The following is a 14,571-nucleotide window of genomic DNA, read 5'->3' as shown; positions in this document are numbered from 1 at the left end:
CAAAAACTTAAAGTTGCTCGGCAAATTGGCTGGCAAGCAATAAAGCTTCGTCCAGATCGGGTACTTTGGGCATAAGCATTTCTGTATTACGGCTCAAGTCGCCCCCCAACATTAGACTCACCGATGCCCTGGCAAGAATATCGGTGGGTTCTATCCATATTTCGACTTTTAGGCCATGTTTGGTGGCTTCTTTATAGTACCAATCCTCTAGTAACGCTTGCAGGTCAAGGGTTACCATTTGCAAAGTAGAATGGTCTGATACCATAATCTGAGTATGATGATCACGAAAGTGATCCAAGGTTTGTTGCAATAGTTCTTTGTGATGCTCTTCTACCCCCCAGTGTCCCTTCCAAGAAACCAAAATGGCACAGGGTATATAAGGGCTAAGATCGAAGATATCTAAATGCTCCGAGGTAAATAATGTTCTATAGTTCATAACTTGTAAGACATATGTGGTTTCATAAACTACTAAAAAATGTAGTAAAAAGTTTTGTGAACAAGGATTTATGTTTGTAAGAAACCCGGTTGAAATATAATAATTTAACGAAAAAATCCTTCACATCTACTACTCAACCACCCACAAACGGTGCGCCTCGGCAATGGTGGGTGGTTCCAGTCTGCCCAAAAAATTATAGATTACCTTTTCCTTAATTACTACCGCTCGTTCACGGTTTTGTTTGAGCACTACCGACAAAGGCTTGGGTAAATATACAATAGTAGTACTGCCCCGGTATTGACTAAATAAGTCAATGAGCTTTTTTCGGTTTTGGCGGGTAATATTGGTTGCATTCCACACAAACGACTGCTGCTTACGCAAGTATTCTTTTGCTTTTTCTTGTGCAGCTTGTATCACCTTGCCTTGGTTGTCTTTAAACGACACCCCCAGCTCTTGCCGGAGCTGGTCTAACGATACTACAGGCAAATCTGTTGCGTGTGTGTCAATCCAAGTATCTTTGCCAGCGCCTGGCAACCCACAAAGTAAGAATACCTCTACACAAGTATTGTCATAAATAGGGGCATCAGGGTATACTTCAGGCTTCTGGAAATACAAAAAACGGGTATGTGGACTGGCAAAGTGGCGTGCAGCTCCAAAACAGTGTTGCTCGCGGCAAAACTCCGCAAAGAATTCAATCCGCTCCAGCCACTCTTCCTGGGTATCACTTATTCGCCCCCTTAAATCTGCCTCTGCCACCCAAGCAAGCCATTCGGTATTTACACTTAAGCTTGCTTGAATCACAGCTTTTTCGGGATGAGTTTTAGACAAAAACCAAATAGGTAAACCGTGAAAACGTACCAGTTGGCAAACCTGCTCTTTTACCCAATGGCTCCAGGGCAAATCTGCCAACACCTGCCGGGCTCGTTTTTCGCCCTTTTTGGCATGGCGTGGCGAAGTAATTCTTACTTGGTCGGTACCTTCTATAGGCTCTATCACGGTACATTCAGGTTTGGCAATGTCGTGCAGCAAACAAGCGGCAAACAAAATAGTACGAGTTTGGGCGTCTGCTTGTTGCCAGCCTTGCAGCCCAAACAAAGCCTCTACTACCATGCGGGTGTGAATACCTACATTGCCCTCAGCGTGGTATATTGGGTCTTGTGGGCAATCGTATAGGGCTTGCAGCCAATCAAAATGTGCTGTAAGCAAATCCCAATCGTAGGGGATTTCAAGCGATAATAGTTGTTCGGGTTTATAGTGTGTCATGTGCGGTTGTGTTTTTTCATTTGTTGTTGTATCCACTCGTGTTCAAGCGGGGTGCGTTTCCAGTTTCTGCTCCAGTGCTCGTCAGTTTGCACGTGGTTGGCTCTCACCCATTTAAAAACACTTTGGTCAAAATCGTCTGACTCAAAAGCAGCGGCTAAACGCACTACCACCCCTTCTTTGGGTACTTCAATATCCAACTCCAGGCTTTCAAACTCACTGGGTTCTCGCAAAACCCCATCAATCAATAACTTAAGCTCGGCTTCGCTTTGCACGGTTCCTTCAAATAGTACTGGAGCCAGGGGCAGGTCTAGCAAGTCGGCATACATAACCACCTCCTCCCAGGGAAGCCATACCGTGCCTTGACGCATGCCAAACACATAAAAATATTGTTGTAGTCCAGTGTAAGTAATAGAGTGAATCGCAAACAGGCTTTCGCCAAATACTTCTAGCTCATCTAACTGATAGTGTATGCGGGTATGAATATCCCACAGATAGCTTGCCCAAGGGTTTTGGGTGGGAGCCGCATGAGAGCGGGCAAATACCCCATGTTGATTCAAGCAGGTATTTTCGCCGTCCAGTTTTTCGGTAATTACAATGGGGTGCCCAATGGCGTTGTCTATAAAAGCCGCAATCTTATCGTCAGAAGTCGCTCCTGGCGACCAAGGCAAGTGATAAGTACGGGGGTATTTTTTTGAGTTCATAACAGTAGTAAGGGTACATAGGTTGTCAACTGCGACAAGCTTAAAAGTGATTGTATACCAACCAACACAGGTGCTAAAAGCAAAGGTTGTATGCTTGCCTGGTATGTTGCTGGCTTTACGCAGAAAAATAAAATGTATGAAAAAAAAAGAAAGGTGTAGTTAACTGGGTAGTTTCGAGGTGTTTAGAAATACTTATAGCAATGCCATCTTATTGATTTTTTTTGTAAATGTGAGCATTCAAAAAAAACAACAATGGGCAGGCTCGCTGCAAAACTACCAGTGATCTATTAAAAACTACATAATGATGAAAATGGAGAAGTTGAGTTTATTGGGATTCAGCTTCAGGGTTTAACTTTTGTTCAGGAAATATTACGGTAAAACAGCTGCCAAGGTTTTTCTTACTGCGTACTTTTATGTCACCACCCATCAATTCTACAATCTTTTTAGCAATGGCAAGCCCTAGCCCACTGCCCTGAAAACGTCGTTCTATGCCTGTACTCTCTTGCTTGAAAGGCTCAAATATTTCTTTCAAAAAATGTTCTTCTATGCCTATGCCAGTGTCTATTACCTCTATCATCAGGCAATTGTTTTCATCGTTTAACCTCAGGGTTACCCCACCTCTTTCGGTAAATTTAATGGCGTTGCCCAGCAAGTTGTTCAATACCTGTTCAAGCAAATAGGGGTCGATAAGTACTTGTTTTTGAGCAAGATTAAACTCCATATTCAGGTAAATATTGCGACTATTGGCGAGCACTTCCAGCGATTGCACCAAGGCACTGACCAGCTCTATAATGTTTATCTGTTCCCACGATACTTCGGCTCGGTTGGCTTCTATCCGCGACAAATCCAATATGCCATTAATAGTGTTGAGCAGTCGTTGGCCGCTTTGTCCAATCAGGTGGGCGTAATGTAGCATTGTTTCGTTGTCTGACTCCATTTCAATCAATTGCACCACCCCTAAAATACCGTTGAGAGGAGTCCTTATTTCGTGGCTCATATTGGCCAAAAAGTTAGATTTAAGACGATTGGCTTCTTCAGCTTTATCTTTGGCAACAATGAGTTGTTTTTCAGCATTTTTGCGTTCTGTAATATCAAATCGGATGAACAGGTATTTGTAAGGGTCGTGTCCTTCGTCTTTGTACAAAAAAGGTACAATGGTTACATCTACCCAATAAAAAGTCCCATCTTTTGCCCGGTTATGAATCTCTCCCCGCCAAAGCATTCCCTTACGAACAGTGCCCCACATGTCCTTAAAAAAACTGCGTGGATGATATCCCGAATTTACCAGGCTATGTTTTTGCCCCAACAACTCGTGTTCTTCATATTTCGACACCCGGCAAAAAGCTTCGTTGGCATGGGTAATGTAACCATTACGATCGGTAATGGTGATAAGCGCGGCTTGATCAATGGCAAACTGTTGGTGCTGTAGTTCGTTGATCAACTGCGACAGGTATTTTTCGTGTGCCTTGTACTCTGTAGTATTGGTGTGTATGCTGAGGTATTTCTTTTGGTGGGCGGCAGTATCGTACATTACCCTTATGGTGAGCTTGTTCCAATAAGGTAAGCCATCTTTACGACGGTTTTGTAATTCCTCTTCTACAATTTCGTTTTTCTCTATTTTAGCCTCAATACGTTTGATCACCTCCTTATTCAAGTCTTTTTGTTGCAAAAACTTTGTCAGTGGTACTCCCTCAATCTCCCTTAGCTCATACCCAGTTACTTTGTTAAAACTATCATTTACCCATTCTATTTGCCCGTGCTCATTGGTTACTATTACAAAATCGTTGATGTGTTTGACTACAAACGACAAGCGGTCAAGGGTGCGTTCACGCTGAAAACGCTTTGTGATGTCTTCAAAGGTGAGCATCAAGTATTGGTGTTGTTGCCCGTTGTTGTCAATAAACTTGGTCTTTACGTCCAGCACAGTTTCCTGCGCATTGTTATGCCAATGCAATACATCTTCAAAGGCTTTTTGTTTGATAAAAGCGTGTTTAATCAATGTTAGCAAGTGCCACCATTCGCGCGAAGCACTGCTCCACAAGTGCTGTAAATTGGCTTGGTTTGCTACTTCAGGTGTAGTTTGCCACCATTGGCAATAAGTTTCATTGGCAAGCAATACATTCATTTCGGTGTTGATGACCAATACCGCCAAGCGTGTATCTTGCATGACAGACTTACCCAATAATAAGGTGATTTCGTCTGTGGTGAGGGTGGGGGGACGAAGGGCAGCAGGTTGATGAATGGATTCTCCCTCTTTAACTTGAGCCAGGTAAGGAAATAAATCTATGCCCGAAGCTTTAGAAAGTTTTTCTATCAGGGAATGTATGTCAGCATCCATTTGAGAAGTATTATTTATTATGAGTATATAACTACCCAGTTTAGTTTACTTAATGCTTAGCTCGACTTTAGCCATTTTAAATTCGCTTATTGTGAAATTGAGTTCTAGTAAACAAATTATTTGTAAGATACTCATTTTCAGAAAGGTATTGGGTAAACATTTCGCCAATATTTGAGATGTTTTATTACAAATACCTTTGTATCAAATTTAATTTTGCATGGTCGCATAAAAAAGGCGACTGTGTAAAAGTATTCATATGCTTATTTAAAGGCATATGAAGTAATTTAGCCAATATCATAAAAGGCTAAAGTCGAGCTTAGAGTATGATATGAATGACGTATTTTGTTAGCTCAAAAAAACATCACTTATAGCTCTACAAACAAGCTTAAGTGTTAAACCGGGCAGTTATACCATATTTACTTAAAGTACCTAAAGTCGTGGTTGTTGGGCAGTTGCACCAAAAACTCATACATTAGATTGATTACTTGTTCTACATCATCTTTCGACACAGTTTCTACTGTGGTGTGCATATATTTTAGAGGTAGCGAAATTAGTGCCGATGCTACTCCTGCGTTAGAATAAGCAAAGGCATCGGTATCGGTACCAGTACCACGCGAAGAAGCCGTTCGTTGAAAAGGAATGTCTTTTTCTTCGGCTACTTTAATCACCATGTCCAATACATTGAACTGCACTGAGGGAGCATAGCTCAACACAGGCCCTTTTCCGCAACTCAGGTCGCCTTCTTTTACTTTGTTGTAAAGTGGTGACTGGGTGTCGTGGCAAACATCGGTTACCAGGGCAAGGTCAGGTTTTATACGGTGGGCAATCATTTGCGCCCCACGCAAACCTATTTCTTCTTGTACACTATTGGTAATATACAAACCAAACTCAGGTCGTATCCCGTTCTCGTGCAGTTTGCGTGCCACTTGAGCAATCATATAACCCCCAATTCGGTTATCAAGCGCGCGCCCCACATAATATTTATTATTTAACTCGGTCAGTTCATCTTCAAAAGTAACGACCGAGCCTACATGTACCCCTAGTTCTTCTACTTCTTCTTTGGTACTGCAGCCACAGTCGAGCACCAGGTTTTTTATTTCTGCCTTGGGTTCACTTTTTTCGCCCCTGCGCGTATGAATCGCTGGCCAACCAAAGACTCCTTTTACAATACCCTTTTTGGTGTGAATGTTTACCCGCATCGAAGGGGCTATCACTGGGTCAGAGCCACCATTGCGAATTACATAAATGTAGCCATCTTCGGTAATGTAATTTACATACCACGAAATTTCGTCAGCGTGTGCTTCTATTACTACCTTGTACTTTGCTTCTGGGTTAATTACCCCTGCTACCGAACCATAAGTGTCTACTATATAGTCGTCTACATAAGGCTTGACGTAATCTAACCATATTTTTTGCCCTGAACTCTCAAATCCAGTGGGTGAAGCATTGTTTAAATATTTCTCTAAAAACTCTTGTTGTGTCATTAAACTAAAAGATTAGATAATACAATATATAAAAGTTGTTTTGTGTTTCTTTATTGATACCAATGGATACACGCCAGCAATGCCTGTGTCTATTGTAATATGGGACTACTTTAGGCCCTGATTAAAAAATAGACTAACCAGCAAATATAAATAACTTCAGCATATCCTTGGGGTTTCATCCTAAAAAAGCCAATCAAAAAAACTGATAGGTGATCATACATTAAGCCTGGGCAAATATTAGAATAAAAATTCTGAAAATATGTCCGCAAATTATGTGATGAAGAGTATATATAGTTGCATAAAGAGGGAGCCGTTAGGTTCATTAACAACTCATTAAGAGATGTTTATAAATCTTTAACACCACTCTATAATACAAAGTGGTAAATTTATCGTTAATTTTGTAACATAATGATTGATACTTAGGAATAAAACCAAGGGTTGAACTCTTTTCTCTATTTTTAGTATGTATGGCAAAAAAGCAGAACAAGTGTTAAACTACCCATGTTTATTCCTTGGTAATCATTAAAAATAAGATGTATCGAGTAATGATTAATTACACCTGAAAAATGGATAAAAGCATCGACAAGCAGTTAGTTGCTTTTGTTTATCAGCTGCACTTAATTGCGACTTAATAGTTTTGTTTTTTAGTATGATTACTTATCTACAAACCCAAGTTTTTATGAAAAGATTATTGCCAATAGGACTATCGTTTATTTTTACCTTGGTTGCCACGGTAGCGTATGCTCAGCCAAAGATTCAATTTAATAAAACCAAGCATGCATTTGGCACCATCAAAGAGGATGGCGGACTTGCTCAGGTAACTTTTAGTTTCAAAAATACAGGAAACCAACCGCTCAAACTAACCAATGTGAAGGCGTCTTGTGGGTGTACTACCCCTACCTGGACCAAAGCCGAAATAAAGCCGGGTGGTTCAGGAGTAGTAAAAGCAGCTTTTAACCCTATGGGTAGAGTAGGCGCATTTAACAAAAGTATTACTGTGCAAAGCAACGCACAACCTGCGGTAAGTATTTTACAAATTTCGGGAAAGGTAACTCCTCGCAAAAAAGGACCGAAAGACTGGTATCCGGTAGCTTTGGGTAACCTTAGGTTTAAATCAAACACGGTGTGGTTTGGTGACATTATGCACGACAGCAAAAATACCGAAAAGTCTACTTTTATCTATAACAATGGCAACGACCCTATCACGCTTAACTTAGAAGCTACCAAACTACCTAAGCACGTACGGATTGTATCGGTGTTTGCAGCAAAAGTAGGGGAGACCAAAGCAACAAAAGCCAAACGTAAGAAGAAAAAAGAAGTAACCATTCAACCTAAAAAGGCAATAGGTCTTACGTTTGCTTACAACGCTACCGAGAAAAAAGACTGGGACTATGTATATGATAGTTTTATGCTCATAACTGATGACAAAGTTCAGTCTAAAAAACGCATGAGTGTGGGTGGATACATTAAAGAAAACTTTTCGGCAAAAGCCCGCTTAACACCCCCAGCAGCCAAATTTGACAAAACTACGCACAGTTTTGGTAAGGTAAAACAAAACGCGCGGGTATCTGCCACTTTTAAAATAAGCAACGAAGGTAAAAGTACTTTGCACATTCGTAAAACCAAGGCGTCTTGTGGTTGTACAGCTACCAAACCTAAGAAAACAGTTTTGGCGCCTGGTGAATCTACTACCATTGGGGTGACTTATTCAAGTGGTACATCTAAAGGGCGTATCAATAAGAGTGTGACGGTGATTACCAATGATCCTAAAAAGCCTAAAACAGTATTGAGCATTACGGCTGATGTAACTCCAAGTGCCAAACCTAAGAAGTAGGTTTAGTTAAATTTCGAGGTTTTTTCACCTAAGTAAGTAGCAGCAAGTCCTTAGATACCGATGAATATCGGTGCAATCAGCTATAAGCTACAAGCAAAGATAACTCTCTCATAATATGATAGTTATACTTGCATATTAGGTATATTTAATTTTGTCTTGGTACATAATGCAGTCAAAATAACTTCCCCATTTTAACTGTATATTTTAGTCGCTATACATCGTTGAAAAATAGCCTAATAGCGCTGCTATTAGCCGACCATCCCTCAAGCTCGCTCAATATCCACTGGATATTGCCGTGCCTTGTCTAGCGAAAAAATATTTACTTAAATTTGCTGACATTATTTCGGCAACATTACTAATGAATGGAGAATTAATTAGAAAGCATTGAATTATTAAAAAACCCTGCTTGTCAAGTAAAAGACAAGCAGGGTTTTGTTGTATATGGATTAGAGTAGGGTTCCTAAAGCAGTAAAGTCAAACCTTGTACACAAGGCTTGACTTTTGAAAATATAACATATAAACTTAGCTTACGAATTTTTCTACTTAATTGACTAACCAGTGATGAGCAGCTTTCATGTCTTTAAAAGATTTGGCAGCAATGGCATACCTTACTGCTTGGTTTACATTTTCTTTCAAAGTATTGATCGCTACTTCGCCAAAAATATTGTCAGCATTGATGATGGCAAGTTTTTTCATCCCTGCCTTATACATTTGCAGATTCCAGGTATCTCTCAACCAGTCTTGTTCTGCTTTTTTTACGGCGCCTAGTTTTTCGGTGTTTAACACCACCCCTGTATTGGGCTGAACAGCCGTTGTATAAAGTTTATAGCCGTTTTCGAATAATTTAATAAGCTGTGGACTTGTCAAAAATCCATGAATGTTTATTGTAAGACATTGGTTAGACGCACTATATTCTATGGTGGCGTTCTTTTCTTTGTAAAGGACTTGGTTACTATTGCTCATGGTTTGTTTTCAAAAGAAAATTAAATTTTGATAATACAAAGTAACTTACTTTTGCCCAAACATGTAAACTCAATTTATATGTAAACTCTACCCATGTAATAATTTATAAATGTTTATGAATACGCCAGACGTAAAAACTCAAAAAAAGAGGTCACTTTTAAGGTGACCTCCTCCATCAAGATAGTACCAAAACGGTGTAAGTTATATACAACATTTGCTCAGGTATTTACTTTTTTTTTGATAGTTTAATCCAATAGGTATTTGTCTATTAGTTTAAAGAACTGCTGTTGTAGTACCTGGTTCAACGCTTTTTGGTAATCAGGATCTTCTATTTTTACTCCATAAGTCTTGTCTCTAAACAGTTTGGGCTCGTAATTACGGCGGGCTTTTTGGTCTTGAAAACCAGTCCGGCGAAAAACATTTTCGGGGCGTTTATATTTTTCCAAACCTTGGGGCAAGACTGCCACCAGGTATTTTTGTTGTGAACCCGATTTAGCGGTAAAGTGGTGTACTCCACCTTCGTTTTTGAAATATAAATAAGGCAACGTTCCCCTAAACTCGATCTCTATCCCAATCAGGTTTTGTGGTTCAGGATTTTTTCGATTTTCGTAGGGTTGCCGCTGGTAAATTCTGCGCTTAATAACAGGCTTTTTTTCTTTGCCATTTTGCTGGTTGTCTTCCTCTACTTCTTCGTTCAATACTTCTGTTTCTTCGCTTATTTCTTCTTCTGGTTTGGTCTTCGCGTTGGTTTCCATGGCATTGCCCTCCAGATAGCCATCTTTGTTGTGCCAAAGCGTATACACTTCTACCGACAAGTTATGGGCTTTGGCAAACTCTATGTAAAGATCGGTCAGGGTAAACAAAGACAACCGTGACCCATAAATACCCACAGAACAAACCGCAAACTCGGGGTTTTCTAGCGATACCAGGTGCGCTTTAAGTGCCATAAAGTTTTGTGTCCATAGTTTAAACTGGGCGTGCAGGGCTATTTCGTCTTTTTTTTCTTCTACTCCATTCAAAATCAAGAAGTTGTCCGACTCTATCTCTTCTATTTCTTCAAATGATGCTTCAAATTTTTTGCGCAGGTTGATCAATTCATAATAATACTTGCGCTGCTCCTCGTTTTTCCAGAAATCGTTTTCTTTCTTACGTTTTTTGGCTTTTTGGAGCTTGCGTTCCAGTTGGTCTATTTTGCTCAGAAAACGGGCAAAATAACTGCCTTGGTCTATAGTATTGGTTTCGCGGCGATAGTGGGTAATGAGCGTAATAAAATCGATAAACTTAAGCTTTTCGCTTTCGCTGATTACCTTTTGGGTGATTTGAATGTCATCGCGGCGTTGAATCTCAAAGACTATAGCAGCGGTTTGGGCACCATTGTCTACATTGGTTACATAGATTTTTACGCCCTTATTGTCTTTACTTTTTTTGGAGGGTTTTTCAAGCGTTTTTTTCAAAAACACATCTACCTGCAAAGGCTGCAAAAAATCATACTCGTTCAATGCTTGCGACAAAGGTACAATGAGTTGTGCCTGTAGGGTACGTTGTAGAAAACGGGCGCCATAGTTGGCATTGTACCCCTTTTTGCCCAAATAATCGAGTACCTTTTGTCCTATGTTTACTTCCAGGTTGCGCCCTTTGATGCCTTCTCTTTTTTTTACCAAATCTATTTCACGATCAATAATTTTACGCACAATGGGTTTATCCAAAGGAGCAAAAGCAATGACCCGGTCTAAACGGTTGAACAGCTCAGGGCGGAAATAGGCTTGTACTTCTGACTTAAAGTGAGCCGCTGCTGCCTCGGCTTCGTTTTTGGTTTCTACAAAACCAATAGACCCCGTTTGGAACGAGCGTGCCCCAATGTTGGAGGTCATAATAATGATAGTACTACAAAAATCTGCTACCCTGCCCCTGGCGTCAGTCAGGCGTCCTTCGCCCAATATCTGTAGGAGCAAATCATAAAAAGAAGGATGTACCTTTTCGAGTTCATCAAACAATAATACCGAAAAAGGATCTTGCCGTATCGATGAAGTAAGCAAACCCTCGCCACTGGTACCGTCTCCAGTCAGGCGCATAATAGCGCGGGTATCGGTATATTCGCTCATGTCAAAACGAATCATCTTGTTGCGGTTGCCAAACATAAACTGAGCAAGCACTTTAGCCATTTCTGTTTTACCTACCCCAGTGGGTCCTACAAAAAGCAGCGAAGCCAACGGCTTACCCCGGCGCACTACTGCGGCCTTAATAGCCACCAAAAGGTCTGATACAGTATGAATGGCTTCATTTTGCCCGTAGATATTGGTCTGGAAGTAATGCTGCATTTTGTCTACTTCCAGGGCTATTTCGGGGTTAATCATAAATTCGGGCATACCCGTTTCCTGACAGAAGCGCTCAAAAATGGCCGGTTTGTCTATGATCTTCACTTCCTTTTTCTCTTTGTCAGAAACAATAGAGGCTAAAAAATGGATTGTTTTGCCAGGCAGTTCAGAGTAAGGCGTGTACCACTGCTGCAAGCGCAGTATTTCTTGAATGGCTTCCTCTTCTACTGCGCAATTTTTTTGGGTAGCAATGTAATTTACCTTCTTGGTAACAATTTCCAATACCTGCTCATTAGACATATCTTCTATATTGATGGTAGTCAACAAACCCAAATAGCCAGGCGAGCGCATTTCTATCCGGGAAGCTTCCTCAGGAGTACATTCGCTGATGATGGTTATTTCTCCCCTGGAAATATAATCACGCAGATAGTCTGCCATCGACATGTTGTTGCCCACATACTGTCCTACTTCAAACAATTCGGAGAAATTGCTCACGTACAAAATGTCGCCCGACTTGCGCAGTTCACGGCACACATCGGCCAGGTACTCTTCCCAACTACCCAAGCCAGTAAGACGGTGGAGCAATTGAGCGGCCGATACCTCCCACACTGAAATGCCACTTAACCCATGTTGCCCCTTTACCCGGCAAAACTCTTTGATAAGGGCAGTTTTGCCCTTGCCCGATCCTCCCACCACGAGCACACTATTTCGGTGCTTGGCTTTCATTGTAGTAAGCAACTGGTCATACTCTTTAGCCAAGCCAAACAGCTCTACCTCGTTTACACTGAGGCGATGGGCTATTTGGGGCAAGATAGATTCCTGGTCGCGTTGCTGAATATCTTCTTGCTCTGACAGGGTATAAAAGCTAAACTCGGTAGGTACGGCATGTATTTTTATGTTCGAAAACCACTGGGTAGTAAGCAATGCTGTAGGCGATTTGAGGCGTTTTTTGCGAATAAACTCCAGTTGAATGTTGTCTTTGAGGTTATCTTTGAGTTCTTCGAGGCTGTTTCCTGCAGATTGCACGCCCAAAGTAGGCACAAAGCCTAAGAATTGTTGGTGGTGATTCTCCAGATAAAAAAGTTCGTAGCTAAGGGTCAGTTTAGGAAAAAACTTTTGTTTGGACGCCTCCAGTTCTATGTCTATAGTTTCCTGAATTAATGGTTGGTCTAGCACATACTTTAGCAATGGGTGGTATTGCCCTTGAGTGAGCAGGTTTTTGTGAATTGCTTTATAAAGCTGACGTGCTACTCCTATTTCCGAAATATTGAGGCGCACTATGTCATTAAAATGCAGAGGTGAGGTAACAGTTACTCCCGATTGGTGGGTGACTTCACTTATCAATAGGTTTAATTTGATCTTTTTCAAAGTGTAAAGTTTTACTTAAGTAATGATCTGATATAAGTTTCTGATAATGGTGTGATAACAATTTGCAAAATAATCAAATTTGTGAGACCACAAAAACCCAAGCTGATGTTCTCAGGCTAAAAACCCGGCAAAAGCCCTCTTAATTATGCTAATGAGCCAAATTTTGGTGTAAAATTGAGTACTTCAGACACTACATAAATAAAGCACCATTTTGCTTCTCTGACTTGCACCATACCGTAGATTTTTTGCCCCTTACGTTTATTCAGTATTCAAAATAGTTGTTTTTATAACAATCGGTCTATATATTTGTAAAAATTATAACAATTGGTCTATATAATAATTACACCATGATAAGAAAATTAGCTCCCGATGTTTACCAAATAAGCGTAATGCCACGCCAGTCAATCAATACCTATTTGATAGGTGATGTACTGGTTGATTCAGGCTCACGCCAGTCGTTTAAAAAAATAGCCAAGGCACTTAAAAATCGTAAAATTTCGAGGCATACGCTTACGCATGCTCACCCTGACCATCAGGGGTCAAGTAAGCAGGTTTGTGAAACCTATAAAGTACCATTGTGGTGCGGCAGCAAAGATGCGGTGGCAATGGAAACGGGAGATTATACAGGTTTTATTCCTGAAAACGCCATTAGTAACTTTGTAGATAAGCGCTTTCGTGGTCCTGAGCATCCTGTAGACCGTCGCTTGGAAGAAGGCGACGAGGTGGCAGGGTTCACCGTGATTGATGTGCCGGGGCACTCGCCAGGGCACGTAGCTTATTGGCGCGAAAAAGATGGCGTATTGGTTTTGGGCGATGTGTTGCGTAATATGAATTATGCCACTACGTTGGCATACCTTGCCGAACCTCCCAAGGTGTTTACGCCTGACCCGGCAATGAACCGAAAATCTATTCTGAAGATTGCAGAACTAAAACCCAAACTGATTACTTTTGGGCATGGGGCGCCTTTGACCAATATGGATAAACTGTATAGGTTGGTAGACAGGATTAGTTAAACCTTTGAATGGTTTTTACTTCTCGTTTGGTTTGACTTTTTTTATATTGTATTTGCAAATATGAGATTCAGCTAAAAAATATGGCAAAAAAAAAATCTAAACAAGTATTGCTTGAGGCCACGGTGAGCCTGATGGGTGAAAAGGGGTATTTTGGTACGGGGCTGAGCGAGGTGTTGAGCTTGAGCCAGGCCCCTAAGGGCTCATTATATTATTATTTTCCACAGGGAAAAAATCAGTTGATTATAGAAGCTATTCAGTTGGCAGGAGCACAGGTAAACGATGTTCTGCAGCAAATGTTGGTGCCTCAAAACGACCTTAAGGTGGCTTTGCAACAAATTTTTGGCTTTTTTGCCCAACAACTTCTGGCGTCCGATTTTAAAAAGTCATGTCCAGTGGCTACTGTAGCTTCTGAGAGTGCATCGCTTGCCGAAGAGGTACGACTTGCCTGTGAGCAAGTGTATGCCAGTTGGCACACAAGTATTCAACAGTTTTTGGAACAAAAAGGGCTGTCTGGCACATTGGCTGAAAAATACGCCAGATTTTCGCTCAATCTTATAGAAGGTAATTTGCTGATGAGCAGGGTTTTTAAAGATACCAAACATTTGGAACAAGGACTTGAGGTGTTGCTAGAGGTGATAAGTAGTGAAGAGTAGAGCATTTGGAGGTGCCCTGGAATTGTCTCAAGCAAAAAAACGAGTGAGTAATAGGGGGACTATGCAACTTTGTGCTCTTATGTTTGTAGTTTTTCAAAAAAACACCTCATTATAGGTTTTCATACAACAATAGTCCATAGTATTTAGTCGATAGATACTATCTTAAAATTCAAGTTTTTTAATATAAATATTTCAATATTTTG

The 14,571-nt window shown here is 40.8% G+C and carries 10 protein-coding genes; 3 read left to right on the top strand and 7 right to left on the bottom strand.

Features of this window, described 5'->3' with window-relative positions:
* Positions 1-7: 7 nt before the first annotated feature.
* The 5 genes from Q0954_RS20465 to Q0954_RS20445 all read right to left on the bottom strand — a co-directional run bounded on the left by Q0954_RS20465 (position 8) and on the right by Q0954_RS20445 (position 6,222).
* The gene (locus Q0954_RS20465; protein WP_299459656.1) at positions 8-436 is read right to left on the bottom strand and encodes a hypothetical protein; all 429 of its coding nucleotides are present in this window, start codon (positions 434-436) and stop codon (positions 8-10) included.
* A 129-nt stretch (positions 437-565) separates the two neighbouring features.
* The gene (locus Q0954_RS20460) at positions 566-1,699 is read right to left on the bottom strand and encodes an AAA family ATPase (protein WP_299459653.1); all 1,134 of its coding nucleotides are present in this window, start codon (positions 1,697-1,699) and stop codon (positions 566-568) included.
* Positions 1,696-2,400, bottom strand: a complete 705-nt coding sequence (locus tag Q0954_RS20455) for an RNA ligase family protein (protein ID WP_299459650.1) — start codon at positions 2,398-2,400, stop codon at positions 1,696-1,698. The genes Q0954_RS20460 and Q0954_RS20455 overlap by 4 nt, the downstream gene beginning before the upstream one ends.
* A 325-nt stretch (positions 2,401-2,725) precedes the next feature.
* Positions 2,726-4,738 carry a PAS domain-containing protein gene (locus Q0954_RS20450; RefSeq protein WP_299459647.1) on the bottom strand — a complete coding sequence of 671 codons (2,013 nt, stop codon included), beginning with the start codon at positions 4,736-4,738 and terminating at the stop codon, positions 2,726-2,728.
* Positions 4,739-5,154: 416 nt separating this feature from the next.
* Positions 5,155-6,222 carry a M42 family metallopeptidase gene (locus Q0954_RS20445; RefSeq protein WP_299459645.1) on the bottom strand — a complete coding sequence of 356 codons (1,068 nt, stop codon included), beginning with the start codon at positions 6,220-6,222 and terminating at the stop codon, positions 5,155-5,157.
* A gap of 679 nt (positions 6,223-6,901) precedes the next feature.
* Here Q0954_RS20445 and Q0954_RS20440 point away from each other — a divergent pair.
* Entirely contained in the window at positions 6,902-8,056 is a 1,155-nt protein-coding gene (locus Q0954_RS20440) for a DUF1573 domain-containing protein (protein ID WP_299459643.1), read from the top strand.
* A gap of 543 nt (positions 8,057-8,599) precedes the next feature.
* Here the strand turns inward: Q0954_RS20440 and Q0954_RS20435 are convergent.
* Together Q0954_RS20435 and Q0954_RS20430 are read right to left on the bottom strand one after the other, a co-directional pair.
* Positions 8,600-9,019, bottom strand: coding sequence for a hypothetical protein (locus Q0954_RS20435; protein ID WP_299459641.1), 420 nt, complete (start codon positions 9,017-9,019; stop codon positions 8,600-8,602).
* A gap of 245 nt (positions 9,020-9,264) precedes the next feature.
* The gene (locus Q0954_RS20430) at positions 9,265-12,702 is read right to left on the bottom strand and encodes an AAA family ATPase (protein ID WP_299459639.1); all 3,438 of its coding nucleotides are present in this window, start codon (positions 12,700-12,702) and stop codon (positions 9,265-9,267) included.
* Positions 12,703-13,049: 347 nt separating this feature from the next.
* Between Q0954_RS20430 and Q0954_RS20425 the strand changes: the two genes are divergently transcribed.
* On the top strand, positions 13,050-13,715 hold the full coding sequence (locus Q0954_RS20425; protein ID WP_299459637.1) for an MBL fold metallo-hydrolase: 666 nt from the start codon (positions 13,050-13,052) through the stop codon (positions 13,713-13,715).
* Positions 13,716-13,795: 80 nt separating this feature from the next.
* On the top strand, positions 13,796-14,368 hold the full coding sequence (locus Q0954_RS20420; RefSeq protein ID WP_299459634.1) for a TetR/AcrR family transcriptional regulator: 573 nt from the start codon (positions 13,796-13,798) through the stop codon (positions 14,366-14,368).
* Positions 14,369-14,571: the final 203 nt, after the last annotated feature.

It is taken from the genome of uncultured Microscilla sp., assembly GCF_947493425.1.
Classification (GTDB): domain Bacteria; phylum Bacteroidota; class Bacteroidia; order Cytophagales; family Microscillaceae; genus Microscilla.
Note: the sequence above shows the minus strand (reverse complement) of the source record. Positions and strands in the feature narration are given on the sequence as shown.

Bases quoted from the DNA above. Each gene is read 5' to 3' on its own strand.
- Q0954_RS20465 (WP_299459656.1), bottom strand. From the start codon at position 436: ATGAACTATAGAACATTATTTACCTCGGAGCATTTAGATATCTTCGAT.
- Q0954_RS20460 (WP_299459653.1), bottom strand. From the start codon at position 1,699: ATGACACACTATAAACCCGAACAACTATTATCGCTTGAAATCCCCTAC.
- Q0954_RS20455 (WP_299459650.1), bottom strand. From the start codon at position 2,400: ATGAACTCAAAAAAATACCCCCGTACTTATCACTTGCCTTGGTCGCCA.
- Q0954_RS20450 (WP_299459647.1), bottom strand. From the start codon at position 4,738: ATGGATGCTGACATACATTCCCTGATAGAAAAACTTTCTAAAGCTTCG.
- Q0954_RS20445 (WP_299459645.1), bottom strand. From the start codon at position 6,222: ATGACACAACAAGAGTTTTTAGAGAAATATTTAAACAATGCTTCACCC.
- Q0954_RS20440 (WP_299459643.1), top strand. From the start codon at position 6,902: ATGAAAAGATTATTGCCAATAGGACTATCGTTTATTTTTACCTTGGTT.
- Q0954_RS20435 (WP_299459641.1), bottom strand. From the start codon at position 9,019: ATGAGCAATAGTAACCAAGTCCTTTACAAAGAAAAGAACGCCACCATA.
- Q0954_RS20425 (WP_299459637.1), top strand. From the start codon at position 13,050: ATGATAAGAAAATTAGCTCCCGATGTTTACCAAATAAGCGTAATGCCA.
- Q0954_RS20420 (WP_299459634.1), top strand. From the start codon at position 13,796: ATGGCAAAAAAAAAATCTAAACAAGTATTGCTTGAGGCCACGGTGAGC.